Origin of the sequence: Pseudonocardia ailaonensis (assembly GCF_039531635.1) — a bacterium.
In the GTDB taxonomy this organism is placed as follows: domain Bacteria; phylum Actinomycetota; class Actinomycetes; order Mycobacteriales; family Pseudonocardiaceae; genus Pseudonocardia; species Pseudonocardia ailaonensis.
Genome location: NZ_BAAAQK010000025.1, coordinates 102553 through 116846, shown reverse-complemented (window position 1 = coordinate 116846; position 14294 = coordinate 102553). Strand labels below are relative to the sequence as shown.

General features: G+C 72.4%; 16 protein-coding genes, 1 tRNA gene, 1 other RNA gene and 1 pseudogene. 13 read left to right on the top strand and 6 right to left on the bottom strand.

Annotated elements, in window-relative coordinates; translation table 11 throughout:
* Positions 1-104 precede the first annotated feature (104 nt).
* From ABD324_RS29735 to ABD324_RS29700, 8 genes are read left to right on the top strand one after another with little or no spacing between them, the layout of a single operon-like run.
* On the top strand, positions 105-512 hold the full coding sequence (locus ABD324_RS29735; protein ID WP_344424544.1) for a hypothetical protein: 408 nt from the start codon (positions 105-107) through the stop codon (positions 510-512).
* Positions 512-790, top strand: coding sequence for a WhiB family transcriptional regulator (locus tag ABD324_RS29730; RefSeq protein ID WP_344424542.1), 279 nt, complete (start codon positions 512-514; stop codon positions 788-790). Before ABD324_RS29735 ends, ABD324_RS29730 begins: the two co-directional genes overlap by 1 nt.
* Entirely contained in the window at positions 787-963 is a 177-nt protein-coding gene (locus ABD324_RS29725) for a hypothetical protein (protein WP_344424539.1), read from the top strand. The genes ABD324_RS29730 and ABD324_RS29725 overlap by 4 nt, the downstream gene beginning before the upstream one ends.
* Positions 960-2426, top strand: coding sequence for an FtsK/SpoIIIE domain-containing protein (locus ABD324_RS29720; protein ID WP_344424536.1), 1467 nt, complete (start codon positions 960-962; stop codon positions 2424-2426). The genes ABD324_RS29725 and ABD324_RS29720 overlap by 4 nt, the downstream gene beginning before the upstream one ends.
* On the top strand, positions 2423-2731 hold the full coding sequence (locus ABD324_RS29715; RefSeq protein ID WP_344424533.1) for a hypothetical protein: 309 nt from the start codon (positions 2423-2425) through the stop codon (positions 2729-2731). Before ABD324_RS29720 ends, ABD324_RS29715 begins: the two co-directional genes overlap by 4 nt.
* A complete protein-coding gene (locus tag ABD324_RS29710; RefSeq protein WP_344424531.1) occupies positions 2728-4419 on the top strand; it encodes a replication initiator in 1692 nt (563 codons plus the stop codon). The genes ABD324_RS29715 and ABD324_RS29710 overlap by 4 nt, the downstream gene beginning before the upstream one ends.
* The gene (locus ABD324_RS29705; RefSeq protein ID WP_344424528.1) at positions 4416-4613 is read left to right on the top strand and encodes a helix-turn-helix domain-containing protein; all 198 of its coding nucleotides are present in this window, start codon (positions 4416-4418) and stop codon (positions 4611-4613) included. The genes ABD324_RS29710 and ABD324_RS29705 overlap by 4 nt, the downstream gene beginning before the upstream one ends.
* Positions 4610-5830: a tyrosine-type recombinase/integrase gene (locus ABD324_RS29700; RefSeq protein WP_344424525.1), complete on the top strand. Its 1221-nt coding sequence runs from the start codon at positions 4610-4612 to the stop codon at positions 5828-5830. The genes ABD324_RS29705 and ABD324_RS29700 overlap by 4 nt, the downstream gene beginning before the upstream one ends.
* A gap of 78 nt (positions 5831-5908) precedes the next feature.
* Here ABD324_RS29700 and ABD324_RS29695 read toward each other — a convergent pair.
* Positions 5909-5993, bottom strand: a tRNA-Ser gene (locus tag ABD324_RS29695).
* Positions 5994-6065: 72 nt separating this feature from the next.
* Between ABD324_RS29695 and ffs the strand changes: the two genes are divergently transcribed.
* Positions 6066-6160, top strand: an RNA gene (gene ffs, locus ABD324_RS29690) — signal recognition particle sRNA small type.
* A 45-nt stretch (positions 6161-6205) separates the two neighbouring features.
* Positions 6206-7957: pseudogene (locus ABD324_RS37405) on the top strand (DNA polymerase III subunit gamma and tau); the annotation flags it as partial.
* Positions 7958-9290: 1333 nt separating this feature from the next.
* Here the strand turns inward: ABD324_RS37405 and ABD324_RS29680 are convergent.
* On the bottom strand, positions 9291-10133 hold the full coding sequence (locus ABD324_RS29680) for an N-acetylmuramoyl-L-alanine amidase (protein WP_344424519.1): 843 nt from the start codon (positions 10131-10133) through the stop codon (positions 9291-9293).
* 58 nt (positions 10134-10191) lie between these two features.
* On the opposite strand from ABD324_RS29680, the gene ABD324_RS29675 reads away from it, so the two are divergent.
* Together ABD324_RS29675 and recR are read left to right on the top strand one after the other, a co-directional pair.
* The gene (locus tag ABD324_RS29675) at positions 10192-10539 is read left to right on the top strand and encodes a YbaB/EbfC family nucleoid-associated protein (RefSeq protein ID WP_344424516.1); all 348 of its coding nucleotides are present in this window, start codon (positions 10192-10194) and stop codon (positions 10537-10539) included.
* Position 10540: 1 nt separating this feature from the next.
* Complete coding sequence (gene recR, locus ABD324_RS29670) at positions 10541-11161, top strand: recombination mediator RecR (protein ID WP_344424513.1); 621 nt, start codon at positions 10541-10543, stop codon at positions 11159-11161.
* On the opposite strand, the gene ABD324_RS29665 is transcribed toward recR, so the two are convergent.
* From ABD324_RS29665 to ABD324_RS29650, 4 genes are all read right to left on the bottom strand, one after another.
* The gene (locus tag ABD324_RS29665; protein WP_344424510.1) at positions 11154-11957 is read right to left on the bottom strand and encodes an alpha/beta fold hydrolase; all 804 of its coding nucleotides are present in this window, start codon (positions 11955-11957) and stop codon (positions 11154-11156) included. The two genes, recR and ABD324_RS29665, sit on opposite strands and share 8 nt — an antisense overlap.
* 112 nt (positions 11958-12069) lie before the next feature.
* Entirely contained in the window at positions 12070-12306 is a 237-nt protein-coding gene (locus ABD324_RS29660; protein WP_344424507.1) for a hypothetical protein, read from the bottom strand.
* 63 nt (positions 12307-12369) lie between these two features.
* Positions 12370-12561: a hypothetical protein gene (locus tag ABD324_RS29655; protein ID WP_344424504.1), complete on the bottom strand. Its 192-nt coding sequence runs from the start codon at positions 12559-12561 to the stop codon at positions 12370-12372.
* Between the two features lie 336 nt (positions 12562-12897).
* Positions 12898-13116: a hypothetical protein gene (locus ABD324_RS29650; RefSeq protein WP_344424501.1), complete on the bottom strand. Its 219-nt coding sequence runs from the start codon at positions 13114-13116 to the stop codon at positions 12898-12900.
* 280 nt (positions 13117-13396) lie between these two features.
* Between ABD324_RS29650 and ABD324_RS29645 the strand changes: the two genes are divergently transcribed.
* Positions 13397-14248 carry a helix-turn-helix domain-containing protein gene (locus ABD324_RS29645; RefSeq protein ID WP_344424498.1) on the top strand — a complete coding sequence of 284 codons (852 nt, stop codon included), beginning with the start codon at positions 13397-13399 and terminating at the stop codon, positions 14246-14248.
* Positions 14249-14294 lie beyond the last annotated feature (46 nt).

Here is a 14294-nt window from a genome sequence, read left to right as displayed (position 1 = left end):
CGGGGTGGAGGGGAGCCCGATTCCGGCGGACTCCCCTCCGTTCTCCCTCACCTCATGACGCCCTGAGCAGGCCACACAGAGACTTGGAAGGACACCGAGGCTAGATGACTCTCACCCGCACCACCCCGCCCCGCCCGTTCGTTCCCGATCCCCGCGCGGTTCCCGGTTCGGTTCCGGCGATCGTGGACGCGGCGTTCTACCGGCTGCGCGTGCAGCTCAACGCCGCCCGCGACTGGCCTCCCGTCGCCCCGCTCGATCGCGCTGCCCGGGCCGATCGGCTTGCCGTTCTCCACGACCGGGCCGCTCGGTGGTGGGAGGTCCTCTACCGCCACACCTCGTCCGCGGTCCCGTTTCTCTACGTCCGTGCTGCGGGTCGTGCGGCGGATGACCAGCGCGAGCAGGCCCGGTTCTGGCGGGAGACCGCGTCGGATTGGCGTGCCCGTGCCGAGCAGCGCCCGACCTCGGACGCGGCCGGCGCGCTGTCGAACTGGGCTGAGCTGGGGGTGGCCTGATGCGCATCACCGGCTGGCACGCCGACGCGTTGTGCGCCCGCCCGGGGACTGATCCGGAGCTGTTCTTCCCCGACGACACCGCCCTCACCTACCCGGTCCGGGTCGCCGCGGCCAAGCGGGTCTGTGCGGCCTGCCCGGTCCGTGCCGAGTGCCTGGCCGACGTCCTGGGCCGCGAGCAGCCCGGCCGGCGCTGGGGCGTCATCGGGGGCACCACCGCCGAGGAACGCGACCACCTCGCCACCCCGGCCGTCTCTCCGGAGATCGGGCGGGCGGCATGAGCGCCAAGCCCGACCCCCGCGACCGCTGCGAGGTCTGCCGCTTCCCGCTGCCCGACTCCGCCGACCGGCCCGATCGCCGCCGGCGGCGCTGCGCCGATCACCTCGCCCAGGCCGTGCTGTTCCCGCTCACGGCGGTCCCCGGCCGCCGCGCCCGCAAGGAGCCCCGTCGATGAGCCGCAAGGACTGGACCGCACCCGCACCGTTGGAGATCGAGCGCCCGCGTCTGCCCTGGTGGACGATGTTGCCCCGCAAGGTCCTCTGGGTCGTCTCCCCGATCATCGCCGCCTGGCTGCTCGCCGTGTCGGTCAACCAGATGGTGCGCCGCTGCTACCGCTACCCCGTCACGATCACCACCACCGCCACCCTCACCGGTGTCGGGTTCTGGGCTGGCTGGTGGTGGTCCCTCGCCGCCGCCCTGACCCTCGCCGCTGGGGCCGGCGTGTGGTGGTGGCGCTGGCGAGAGTCGTTCGGCCGCATCGCTGATCGGCAGGTGCGTTCGGAGTGGCGCCGGCTGCGGATCTACGCGCTCGTGTGGCGGCGCACCATGCGCATCGCCGGGATCGCCCACCGCGTCGGCCGCACCTGGCACTACCCCCGCGTCCGCCGGGTCCGGGCTGACGGCTGGCGTGACCGCGTGTTGGTCGGGCTGCTCCACGGCCAGGACCCGGCCGCGTTCGAGGCCCACGCCGGCGCGCTCGCGCACTCCTTCGGCGCCACCTCCTGCCGCGTCCGGGTCGCCGGCCCCCGCCGGATCTGGCTCGACCTCATCCACCGCGACACCCTCGCGACCCCCATCGCACCGCCGGCCCTCGCTGCGGCGGCCGTGGATCTGCGCCGGCTCGTCGTCGGGATGGTGGAGACCGGGCGGGAGTTCGTGCTGCGGCTGCTCGGCAACCACATCCTCGTCGTCGGCTCCACCGGAGCCGGGAAGTCGTCGGTTATGTGGTCGCTGCTCTGGGCGCTCGCCCCCGCGATCCGCGACGGGAACGTGCAGGTGTTCGGGGTGGATCCCAAGGGCGGCATGGAACTCGGGCGCGCACCGCACCTGTTCACTCGCCTCGTCAACGACAACGGCCCCGACGCCGTCGACCTCCTGGAGCACGTCGCCGCGCTCACCCGCCAGCGCGCCGCGATGCTGCGCGACGCCAACGCCAAGGCCTGGACACCCGAGTCCGGGATGCCGTTCCTGCTGCTGGTTGTCGACGAGCTCGCCGACGTCGTCGCCTACCAAACCGACCGGAACCTGAAGATGCGCGCGAACGCCGCCCTGCAGACCATCTGCTCGCAGGGCCGCGCTCCCGGCGTCGCGGTCCTCGGACAGGTGCAGGACCCGCGCAAGTCGGTCCTGGACTTCCGCCACCTGTTCCCCACCAAGATCGCGCTCCGGCTGGACGAGGCCGACCAGGTCGACCTCGCCTTCGGTGACGGCGCGCGAGCCCGGGGCGCGACCGCGCACGAGATCCCGGAGACCACACCGGGTGTCGCGTGGACGATCACCGACGGCCGGCGCCAGATCGACCGGGTCCGCGCCTTCCACACCGACGACGCCCACCTCGCCCAGCTCGACGCCTACGCCCAGAGCGGCGCCGGCCCTCGCGTCCTGCCCGTCCCCGCCCGACCGGAGGTGGCCGCGTGAACACCCCCACCAGCGGACGCATCGAGTTCGGTCGCAGCCGTGACACCGGCCTGATCCACCTCGCGATGACCGTGCTCACCCTCGGCGCCGCCGCCACGGCCATCGTCCCCGGATTCGAGGACTGGTACGGCGCCGCGATCGGCACCCTCATCGCCGCCGGCGTGCTCACCCTCGCCGTGAAGCTCGTCCGCCGGGAGCTGCGGATCCGCCGCCGCCTCGCCGCCATCCGCAACGAGCCTGTCCCTGGTACGGCGCAGACCCGCCGACGCGGTCCCGACGCTCAGGTGTGGGAGGACGCCGCATGAGTACCGACACCGGCTCCCAGACCGCTGCGGGTGTCCCGACCGATCCGGCCGGGCGGGTGGACCAGGACACGCTCACCCGGGCGCAGAAGGCGCTCCTCGCGCTCTCCGATGACGTTGCCCGCCAGCTCGCCGAGGACAACGGCGTCTGCGTCCGCCCGATGGCCATGCGTCGCATCGACATGAGCACCGGCCGCGTCGACGTCGTGCCTGTGCCGTGCAAGTCGACCCAGGAGGACAAGTGCCGGCCCTGCGCGGAGAAGGCACGCCGCGAACGGATGGTCCAGGCCCGCGAGGGATGGCACCTCGAGCACGAACCGTTCGAGAAACCGGCCACTCCGAACGAGCACCAGAAGCGGCTCCTGGCGATGCGGTCGGATCTGCACGCCGCCTACACCTGCGCCCGCACCGACGGCCTTGACTACGAGTGCGAGGAGATCCGCGAGATCGTCGCCGAGCTGGACGCCGAGATCCGCGCGGCTGGTGTCCGCGGCCGGCTGGCGCCGCTCGATCCCGCCCCGAAGCTGGTGAAGCGCTCCACCCGGCGCCGCCAGGACGCCCCCGACCTCCCCCGACGCCCGGTGGAGAACCGCACGCTGGGGGAGGTGTTCGGCGGGAAGTACCGGCCGTCGACCTTCCTCACGCTCACCCTCGACACCTACGGGCGGGTGGACAAGCACGGGGCCGCGCTCGACCCCGACACCTATGACTACCGCCGGGCGGCTCGGGACGCGATCCACTTCCCGCGGCTGCTGGATCGGTTCTGGCAGAACACGCGGCGATGTGTCGGGTGGGAGGTCCAGTACTTCGGCACCGTCGAGCCGCAGAAGCGCGGCGCCCCGCACTTCCACGCCGCCATCCGCGGCGCCATCCCCCGCGCCGAACTCCGGGCCATCGCCGCCGCCACGTACCACCAGGTGTTCTGGCCCGCCCACGACGAGATCACCCACAGCGGGGACCAGCTCCCGCGCTGGGACGACCGACACAAGGGCTTCGTGGACCCCACCACCCGCGAGCCGCTGCCCACCTTCGACGAGGCCACCGACCCCGACGTCCTGACCGAGCCCACGCACGTCGTGACCTTCGGCGCGCAGGTCCACGTGAAGGGGATCCTCGGCGGCACCGAGGAAGCCGGCCGCCACGTCGGCTACCTGACCAAGTACCTCACCAAATCCATCACCCAGGCGGCCGGGCTCACCGACGACGCACCCGCCCGGCTACGCGCCCACCACCGCCGGCTCACCGCCGAACTCGCCATCACCCCGTGCTCGCCGCGCTGCGGGATCTGGCTGCTCTACGGCATCCAACCCAAGGGCGCGCTCCCGTCGACCAAGCCGGGGCAGTGCAAGAGCAAGGCCCACCGCCCCGAACACCTCGGCATCGCCGGCCGCCGCGTCCTCGTGTCGCGGAAGTGGTCCAACAAGTCCCTCGGCGATCACCGCGCCGAGCGGGCCGAGTTCGTTCGGCAACTCCTCGACCGCGCCGGCGTCACCCCCTCCTACCCGGTCGATGACGGCCCGTTCGCCTGGGAACGCACCGCCCCCGGCGACACCGATGTCCCACCCCGCCAGGTCCTGCTGCTGCACGCGATCAACCAACGGCAGCGATGGCGCGCCGACTACGACGCCGCCCTCATCGCCGCCCCCGACCCCACCGACAACCGTTCGGCAACTGAGAGCGAGGCAGCATGAACGACAGGACGGCACCGGTGCGGCTCGTGCTCACGATCGAGGAAGCGGCCGAGCGGCTGGGGATCGGGCGGACCCTGATGTACGCCCTTGTCAGCGCCGGCGCGGTTGAGTCCGTCCGGATCGGCCGACTTCGGCGTGTCCCGACGGACGCTCTCGCCACCTACGTCGAGGGCCTGCGGGGTGAGGCAGCATGAGCGGGCGGACCCGCCAGCCGAACGGGGCTTCGAGCGTCTACCTGGGCAAGGACGGCTCCTGGCATGGACGGGTGACCGTCGGGGTCAAGGACGACGGGAGCCCTGACCGTCGACACGTCATGCGCAAGACGAAGGCCGCCGCGACCAAGGCCGTTCGGCAACTCGAACGCGAGCGGGACGACGGTCGAGTGAAGGCCACCGGGAAGGGCTGGACGCTGGGGGAGTGGCTGACCTACTGGGTCGAGAACATCGCCGCTCCCCACGTGCGGGAGAACACGCTCGCCGGCTACCGGGTCGCGGTCAACGTGCACCTGATCCCGGGCCTCGGTGCGCACAAGCTCGACCGGCTGCAGCCCGAGCACCTGGAGCGCCTCTACGCGAAGATGATCGCCAACGGGAGTGCCCCGGGAACGGCGCACCAGGCCCACCGGACCCTCCGCACTGCTCTCGGTGAAGCAGAGCGACGTGGGCGGATCGTCAGAAATCCCGCGCAGCTCGCCAAGGCTCCGCGGCTCGAAGAGGTCGAGGTCGAGCCTTACTCCGTCGAGGAGGTCCAGGAGCTGTTGCGCGTCGCGGGAAAGCGTCGGCTCGCGGCTCGGTGGGCCATCGCTCTCGCGCTGGGGCTCCGACAGGGCGAGGTACTTGGTCTGATGTGGACGGACGTCGACTTCGAGACCGGCACCATGTGGGTCCGCCGCGGCCGTCTGCGACCGAAGTACGCGCACGGCTGCGACGGATCATGTGAGCGCAAGGCCGGCTACTGCCCGCGCCGGATTCAGGTCCGTGCCGAGACGAACGACACCAAGTCTCGGGCCGGCCGTCGCGCAGTCGGGCTCCCGGCCGCGCTGGTCGTTCTGCTCGAACACCACCGGGAGGAACAGGCCGCGGAGCGGCTGACGGCCGGGCAGCTCTGGCGCGACTCCGGGTACGTGTTCACCACGCCGGTTGGGGAGCCGGTCAACCCGAACACGGACTACCACCACTGGAAGCGGTTGCTCGCGGAGGCGGGCCTGCGTGACGGCCGGCTCCACGATGCCCGGCACACGGCGGCAACCGTGCTGCTGCTCCTCGGCGTTCCGGAACGCGCGGTGATGGGGCTCATGGGCTGGTCGTCGTCTGCGATGGCTGCCCGCTACCAGCACATCACCGGGGCGATCCGCGGCGACGTGGCCGACCGGGTCGGTGGCCTCATCTGGGGCTCGCCGAAGGCCAAGTGAGACTGCAACTGAGACTGAACGCAACAACGCCGGGTCGACCCTTGACGGGCCGCCCGGCGTTGTCGCTGCTCAGAGGCGCGGAGGATAGGGGATTCGAACCCCTGAGGGATTGCTCCCAACACGCTTTCCAAGCGTGCGCCCTAGGCCACTAGGCGAATCCTCCGCGGAAGACCTTACGCGACCGGTTCCGGCCCCCACCCCGGGACCCTCCGTTCACGGTGCCGCTACACTCGTCCACGGATCCCGCGCGGCGTCCATCCTGTGAACTCCCCCAGGGCCGGAAGGCAGCAAGGGTCAACGGGCTCTGGCGGGTGCGCGGGGTCCCCTTTCTCTCCCCCCACCCGTCTTGTCGGTGGCGGTCGGTAGCCTCGGCCCGTGGCACTCGCTCTCTACCGCAAGTACCGCCCGGCGAAGTTCGCCGAGGTGGTGGGGCAGGAGCACGTCACCGAACCGTTGGGCGTCGCGTTGACGGCCGGCCGGATCAACCACGCGTACCTGTTCTCCGGGCCTCGGGGCTGCGGGAAGACGTCGTCCGCGCGGATCCTGGCGCGGTCGCTGAACTGCGTCGAGGGGCCCACGCCCGATCCCTGCGGGGTCTGTTCGTCCTGTGTCGCGCTCGCGCCCGAGGGGCCCGGGAACATCGACGTCGTCGAGCTCGACGCGGCGTCGCACGGTGGCGTGGACGATGCGCGCGAGCTCCGGGACCGGGCCTTCTACGCGCCCGCCGAGAGCCGCTACCGCGTGTTCATCGTCGACGAGGCGCACATGGTCACCACGCAGGGCTTCAACGCCCTGCTCAAGATCGTCGAGGAGCCGCCGGAGCACCTCGTCTTCATCTTCGCGACCACCGAGCCGGACAAGGTCCTGCCCACGATCCGGTCGCGCACCCACCACTACCCGTTCCGGCTGATCCCCCCCGGCACGCTGCGCGCGCTGCTGGAGAAGATCTGCGACGACGAGGGCGTGCGGGTCGAGCCCGCCGTGTACCCGCTGGTCATCCGGGCCGGAGGCGGATCGGCGCGCGACACGCTGTCGGTCATGGACCAGCTGCTCGCCGGGGCCGGGCCCGAGGGAGTCACGTACGAGCGGGCGATGGCGCTGCTCGGGGTCACGGACGTCGCCCTGATCGACGACGTCGTCGACGCGCTCGGCGCGGGCGACGGCGCGGCGGTCTACCAGGCCGTGGACCGGCTGGTGGAGGCCGGACACGATCCCCGGCGCTTCGCCGCGGACCTGTTGCAGCGGCTGCGGGACCTGATGCTGGTCCAGGCGGTCCCCGAGGCGGCGAGCCAGGGCCTGGTCGAGGCGGCGGACGACGAGCTGACCCGGATGCTCGACCAGGCGGCCCGCCTCGGGCCGGCCACGCTGACCCGGTACGCCGAGATCGTCCATGCGGGGCTCACGGAGATGCGGGGCGCCACGGCGCCGCGGCTGCTCCTGGAGCTGCTGTGCGCGCGGATGCTGCTGCCCGCCGCCACGACCTCGGACGCGGGGCTCCTCGAGCGCCTGGAACGGATCGAGCGGCGGAACGCGATCGCCCCCGGCCCGGCCGTCGAGCCGTCGGGGGCACCGGCCGGTGGTCCGGAGCGGGGGGCTCCCGCGGCGGCTGCCGGAGCACCGGCGGGCTCGAAGTTCGTCCGGCCCTCGCAGCGGGCTGCCCCCGATCGCCCGGCTCCCGCCTCCGGCGCGGACACCGCGAGTCGTCGGGTGGAGCCGCCGGCCCCGGTCGGGCCGGAGCCGACTGCGGTACCGGTGGAGCCGGAACGCACCGCCGATGCCGGGGCCGCGGCCGCAGCGGCCGCCGAGTCTGTCGCCGTCGAGCCTGCCTCGGTCGTCGAGACTGCCGCCGTCGAGTCTGCGCCGGTCGTTGAGCCCGTGCCGCCGGTCGAACCCGCACCAGCCGTCGGATCCGCACCGGCCGTCGAAACTGCACCGGCCGTCGGAACTGCAGCGGCCGTCGGAACTGCAGCGGCCGAGGGGCCTTCAAGGGTCGGCGAATCCGTAGTGGCAGACGACCCTGCAGGGGTCGGCGAGCCTGCCTCGGTCGGCGAGTCTGCCTCGGTCGCCGAGCCCACGCCGGTCGCCGAGCCTTCGCCTTCTGCGGAGAACGTGCCGGCGGCCGAGCCGTCGGCATTGCACCGGTCGTCCGCCGATCGGGAGCCCACACCCGAGCCGTCCGCCCCGTCGCCCGACACCGCGGACCAGGTCGCGGGGACCGGAACCGACCGGTCGACCGCGTTGGGGGCCCCGGCCGGCCCGGTCCCGGCCGAGACCGTCGAGGACACGTCGCCCGCGGAGGAGCCCGGTGCTGCGGGGGACGGGCCGGCATCCGACCGCCCTGTCCCGGTCGTGGAGCCCGTCGCCGCGGAGCCCAGTGCTCACGCGGAGCCCACTGCTTCCGCCGAGCCCACTGTTCCAGCGGCCCCCGAACCCGGCCGGGCGGAGCCCGCAGCCGAGGAGCCGTCCGCCGTCCAGGAGCCCGTCGCTCAGGAGCCCGTCGCTCAGGAGCCCGTCGCTCAGGAGCCCGTGGCCTCGGGTCTCGACGCCGGGGCCGTGCGCCGGGTCTGGTCGGAGATCCTCGCGGCGGCCCGCGAGCGCAGCCGCAGCACCGAGGCGCTGATGGTCAACGCCACCGTCCGTGCCGTGGAGGGGGACACGCTGGTGCTCAGCATCGGCTCCCCGCCCCTGGCCCGGCGGCTCTCGGAGTCCCGCAACACGGACGTGATCAGCGCCGCCCTGCACGCCGTCCTCGGCGTCCAGTGGCGCATCCGGGTCGAGACCGGCGACGGAGGCCCCCCGCCCGCCCAGGCCGCGCCGAGGCAGCCCCCCCGCACGTCGCCGCAGCGCCCGTCCCGCCGGGAGGCCCCGGCAGGGCAGCCGGAGCAGGCCCAGGGGTACTCGCGTCCGGAGCCGCGGGACGAGAGCGGGGAACACCAGGCTCCGGAACAGCAGGAACAGTCGGGCCGGCCGCAGCGCAGCCCGGAGCAGCCGACCGCCGAGCCTCAGCGTCAGCCGCCGCAGCGCCCCGCCTACCAGCGGCCCGAGCCCCAGCGCGGGGCCGCGGAGCAGCCGCGCGGCTACCAGCGGCCCTCGGCGGGGCGGCGACCCGCTCCGGACGAGGGCGTCCCGCTCCCGCCCGAGCCTCCCTCGGACGAGCCCCCGCCGGACGACGAGGAGGCGATGATCGCCGAGGCGGACGCCTCCCGCGCGGAGCGGTCGGTCCGCCGGGACCCCGAGGAAGTGGCGATCGAGCTGCTCACCGCCGAGCTCGGCGCGAAGGCCTTCGAACAGCGCTGACCTGATCGTCGAGAGTGCGCGATTCCGGCCTCCAGCGGCCTCGGATCCGCATTCTCGGTGATCATGGGCGGCGATCTCCATCGATCCGCGGGATCTCAGCCGCTCCGGAGCGGCGCCTGCACCGCAGGCCTGCTGCTCCTCGTCGCAGACCGGCAGGCGGGTCCTACCGCGGGGAGGAAGCGAGGTAGGTGCCGATCCCGGCGGTGATCGCGTCGGCGTACTTCTGCCGCCCGTCCGCCGAGGAGACCACCGCGGCCTCCTTGGCGTTGCGCATGTTCGCGCACTCCACCAGTGCCGTCGGGACCGTCGCGAGGTTGAGCCCGCCCAGGTCGGACCGGGGCGAGAGGCCGTCGTGGCCGATGTAGTCCGAGAGCGCGAACCCGGCGCCGCGCAGCGCGTCCCGCAGGTCCTTGGCCAGGTCGAGGGCGGGACCGGACTGGGCGGGGTTGAGCGGCGGGGACGAGTACGCCACGTGGAACCCGCTGTTGGCCGCCGCCGATCCGTCCGCGTGGAGCGACACCATCAGGTCCGCGTGCGCCTTCTGCCCGGCCGCCCCCCGCACGTCGACACAGGGGCCGACGCCGGTGTCCGAGTCCCGGGTCATCACGACCGTGGCGCCCTGTGCCTGCAGCGAGGTGCGGATCCGCTGCGCCAGGTCCCAGTTGAACGCGTGCTCGGAGTACCCGGCGTCGGTCGCGGTGCCGGTGCTGTTGCAGGGCTTGGTGCCACCCCGGCCGTCGGGTACCTGGCGGTTGATGGCGGCCTTGTCGCCGGCGTTGCCGCCGTTGTGGCCCGGGTCGAGGACGACGATGCGCCCGCTCAGCGGCCGGGCGGGGGTCGTGGTGGCCGGAGCGGGGGTCGCGGCCGCCGCCGCCGAGGTCACGACGGGTGGCGGGGTCGTGGTGCTCGCCGGCACCGGCGTCCCGCTCGTCGCCCCCGAGCAGGCCACGAGTACCAGCCCGGCGGCGAGGACCGACGGGACGAGGACGCGGAGCGGGGCGGGCACGACCCCCAGCCTGACACGGCTACGCTGGTCGGGAGACGTCGACACGGCGAGGAGTGTTGTGGTGCAACCGGGTGGTCAGCCGGACATGTCGATGATCCTGCAGCAGGCGCAGAAGATGCAGGAACAGCTCATGGCCGCACAGCAGGAGCTCGCCGAGGCAGAGGTGACGGGGCAGGCCGGGAACGGGCTGGTCCAGGTCACGCAGACGGCGGCGGGCGAGATCCTCTCCGTGACGATCGATCCCAAGATCGTGGACCCGGAGGACGTCGAGACCCTCCAGGACCTGGTCGTCGGCGCGATCCAGGACGCGGCGCGCGCCGCACAGGAGCTGCAGGCGCAGAAGATGGGCCCGCTCGCCGGCGGTCTGGGGGACCTCGGCGGCGGGTTCGGGCTTCCCGGCGCCTGACGTGTTCGAAGGACCGGTCCAGGACCTGATCGACGAGCTCGGCCGGCTGCCCGGCGTCGGTCCGAAGAGCGCGCAGCGCATTGCCTTCCACCTGCTGGCTGCCGAGCCCGCGGATGTCACCCGGCTGCAGGAGGTCCTGCAGAAGGTGAAGGAGGGCGTGCAGTTCTGCGACGTCTGCGGCAACGTCTCGGAGAACGAGCGCTGCCGCTACTGCGCGGACGCGCGTCGCGATCCGACGGTCGTCTGCGTGGTCGAGGAGCCCAAGGACGTCCTCGCCGTGGAGCGCACGCGCGAGTTCAAGGGCCGCTACCACGTCCTCGGCGGCGCCCTCGATCCGCTCGGCGGCATCGGCCCGGACTCGCTGCGCATCCGTGAGCTGCTCGCCCGCCTCGGCGGGACCGGCCCCGCGAGCGACGAGACGGACATCAGCGAGGTCATCATCGCGACGGACCCGAACACCGAGGGCGAGGCGACCGCGACCTACCTGGTCCGGCTGCTGAAGGACTTCCCCGGCCTGTCCGTGACGCGCCTGGCGTCCGGCCTGCCGATGGGCGGCGACCTGGAGTTCGCGGACGAGATGACCCTCGGCCGCGCCCTCGCAGGCCGCCGCGTCCTCAGCTGAGCTGCTTCGCCAGCGCGTCCGCGAAGCCGGCGGGGTCGTCGAGGAAGCCTCCGTGGTCGCCGGGGAACATTGTCGGCTCGAGCCCGAGCGCCTCGGCGAGCACGGTCGTCGTCCGCTGGGTGACGAGGTGGGCGGAGCCCTCGCCGAGCCCGAGCAGGATCCGGCTCGGGGCGGCCCGCAGCGCCTCGAGGTCGGGTCGGTAGCCGGTCGTCACCAGCAGGTCGTGCTCGAGGAAGCGGGCGCCGTCGAGCATGTCCTGCTCCGTGGGTGGCGGCCCGGGCATCGGCTCGGTGGGCGCGCCGGAGTCCTCGCCGACGAATCCCGCCTGCACCATGAACCTGCCGAACGCGGCCTCGGCCCCGTCGGAGTGGAAGGTCGCCACGATCTCCCGGGCCGCGGCCAGCTGCTCGTCGGCATCGGGGAGCAGGGTCATGACGGGCGGCTCGTGCGCCACCAGCGCGCGCACCCGGTCGCCGTGGTGGGCGACGAGCGACAGCCCGGTGATCGCACCGCCGCTGGAGCCGAAGACGTCCGCGCTCGCGGCGCCGACGGCGTCCAGGATCCGGACGAGGTCGTCGGCCCGCTGGTCGACGGGGACGTCGAGCGTCGGGTCGTCGATCGGGCTGGCCGCGATGCCGCGGGGATCCGTGGTGATCACGGTGTGGTGCGCGGCCAGCGCCTCGGCGAGCGGCGCGAAGTACCTGGCCGACATCGGCGAGCCGACGACGACCAGAACCGGCCCGGAGCCGCGGACCTCGTAGAACAGCCGGGCACCGGGGACGTCGAGAGTGGGCATGGGGCCTCCTTCGAAGGGGTCGCGGGGAAGACCGTCGCCCCGGCCCGGACTCATCGGTGTGCCGGTCACGAGGGAGGCCGGGAACGCGGTCGCGCCGCGTTCCCGGCTGTTCTCACACCTGCGGTGGCGGAGACTGCAGGTCGGCCCGCGCCCGCAGGAGCGCGCAGCACGGGCATCCTCCGAGCTCCGCGGCGGACACGATCTCGTGCTCACGCAGCCACAGGTCCCATTCGACCGCCCGCAGCCGCTCCCGCTCCTTCTCCGCCTCGCCGCGGGCGATCCCGGCTCCGACGGCGATCGACAGGGCGATCAGCCCCGCGAGCCCGACGGCCACGACCACGGCATTCATGGTTCCTCTCCCTCCGGTGGACCGGGTGGGTCCGGTGCGCAGGAACCCCCCGGTTCTGCGCGGTCAGTCACTGTCCTCGTCGCCCCAGGAGTCGACGGGGCGGCTGGTGACCGCCTGTCGGGCCTCCCAGTTCCGGCGGCGTTCGGCAGCGACCCGCCGCCATGCCCGGGACTGCGCGGCGTCCGTGACGCCGACGACGATCCCGATGACGGCCAGGACACCCAGTCCGACCAGAACGAGAACGACGACGGTCACGGCGACCACCTCCCCGAGAGACGACGGGCGACCTTGCTGGACCGGGACCCGGTCTCGACCTGCACTGCTCTGACGGACTTCATCGTGGAACCCACCCTTCGATCGATGACTCTCCGGCGACTGCCGGACGCTTCGTGGGCCCGCTCGGCGCGGGCCGGGTCGGGCGGGGGCGGCTGCCGTTCGTGCTGGTCACGGGCGCCCTCCTCTCCCTGGGACCCCGGGTGGAGGTGATGCGATCCACTGGGGTCTCGCGCCTTCAGTGTCGGGGATGCGATCCCGTCATGCAATTGCAAAAGCTCAAATCTTCGTCAAACTTCGCTGTGTGACGAGGGGCGCTCAGTGCTCCCTGTGGACGTGATCGTCGAGGGCGCCGGTGAGGACGCGGCAAGTGGCGCAAGGCCTTTCGCCCGTCCGGGCGCGCGGCTCGACCGGCGGCGTCTCGCCGATGATCGACCGCCAGGCCTGCCGGTGCGCGTGCGCCTGGAGGCGGCCGATCGCGACCCCGAGGGTCAGCAGCGCCGCGAGGCCCAGGACGACGATCCACCCCGTGGTCATGCGGCCCCCTTTCCCGGCGGGACGCGGGAGCACCGCGACACGCCCAGAGCCAATGGTCTTGCACCATGCAATTTCAGGGGCTACGTTCGGGCGCTGTCCGAGGAGACGAGCGGACCCGTTCCGGTTCCCGACGCCCTGACGAGGGCGCCCAGTTCCTGGCGACGTGCCGGTGTACTGCGACCGACAGGCGGTCACCTCTCCGTCGCAGTGCGCAATGATGATGCAACGGCCTCATGCAATTGCACAAGGGGATGACCGGGTAATGGCACAAGGTCCGGCAGTGTCGCGGCGGAGGCTCGGCAACGAATTGAAGCAGTTGCGAGACGACGCCGGTCTGACGCTCGATCAGGCGGCCGACGCCCTGGAGTGCTCGAGTTCGAAGGTGAGTCGTCTCGAGACGGGCAAGGGTCTGCCGAAGCAACGGGACATCCGTGACCTGGTCCGGCTCTACAAGGCCGAGGCCAGTCTCGATCGCCTCCTTCGGCTGGCGCGGGCGGGCGCGACCGCCGGCTGGTGGCAGCAGTACACGCCGATACTCACCTCCGAGCCGTTCGTGCTCGACGGGGCCGATCGCTACGCCGCGTTGGAGTTCGACGCAACGCGTATCACGTGCTTCGACGGTGCGGTCTTCCACGGACTTCTCCAGTGCCCGGACTATGCCCGGCTCATTCTCGAGCGCGCCGCCGCGCATCTCGATGCCGGTGAAATGGCTCAGCTGCTCGAATTCAGGAGCCGTCGACAGGAGTCCCTGTCGCGATCCGAGTCGCCTCTCGAGCTCTATCAGGTGATCGACGAATCGGTTCTCGTGAGGTTGGTGCGCGGGCACCGGGAGCTGGCCCGTCGGCAGATCGAGTTCGTCCTTCGGGAAATGGAACGGAGCAACGTGGAGGTGGGCCTCCTGCCGTTCGACGCCGGGTTCATGAGGGCGACCCAGGGCTCGTTCGCGGTGATCGAGTTCGCCGACTCCAGGGATCAGGACGTCGTCGTGGTCGAGTCGCACGCCGGGGTGTCCTACCTGGACGGTGATTTCGGTGTGGAGACGTACAAGGCGGTGTTCGAGGACACCAGACAGGTTGCTCTCACGTCGACCGAGACATACTCTGAGCTGGAGAGAACGCTGTCCACACTGTAGGTCCGGGGCGAGCTCCCGCCGTTCGTCGCGAAGGGGCCGTCAACCG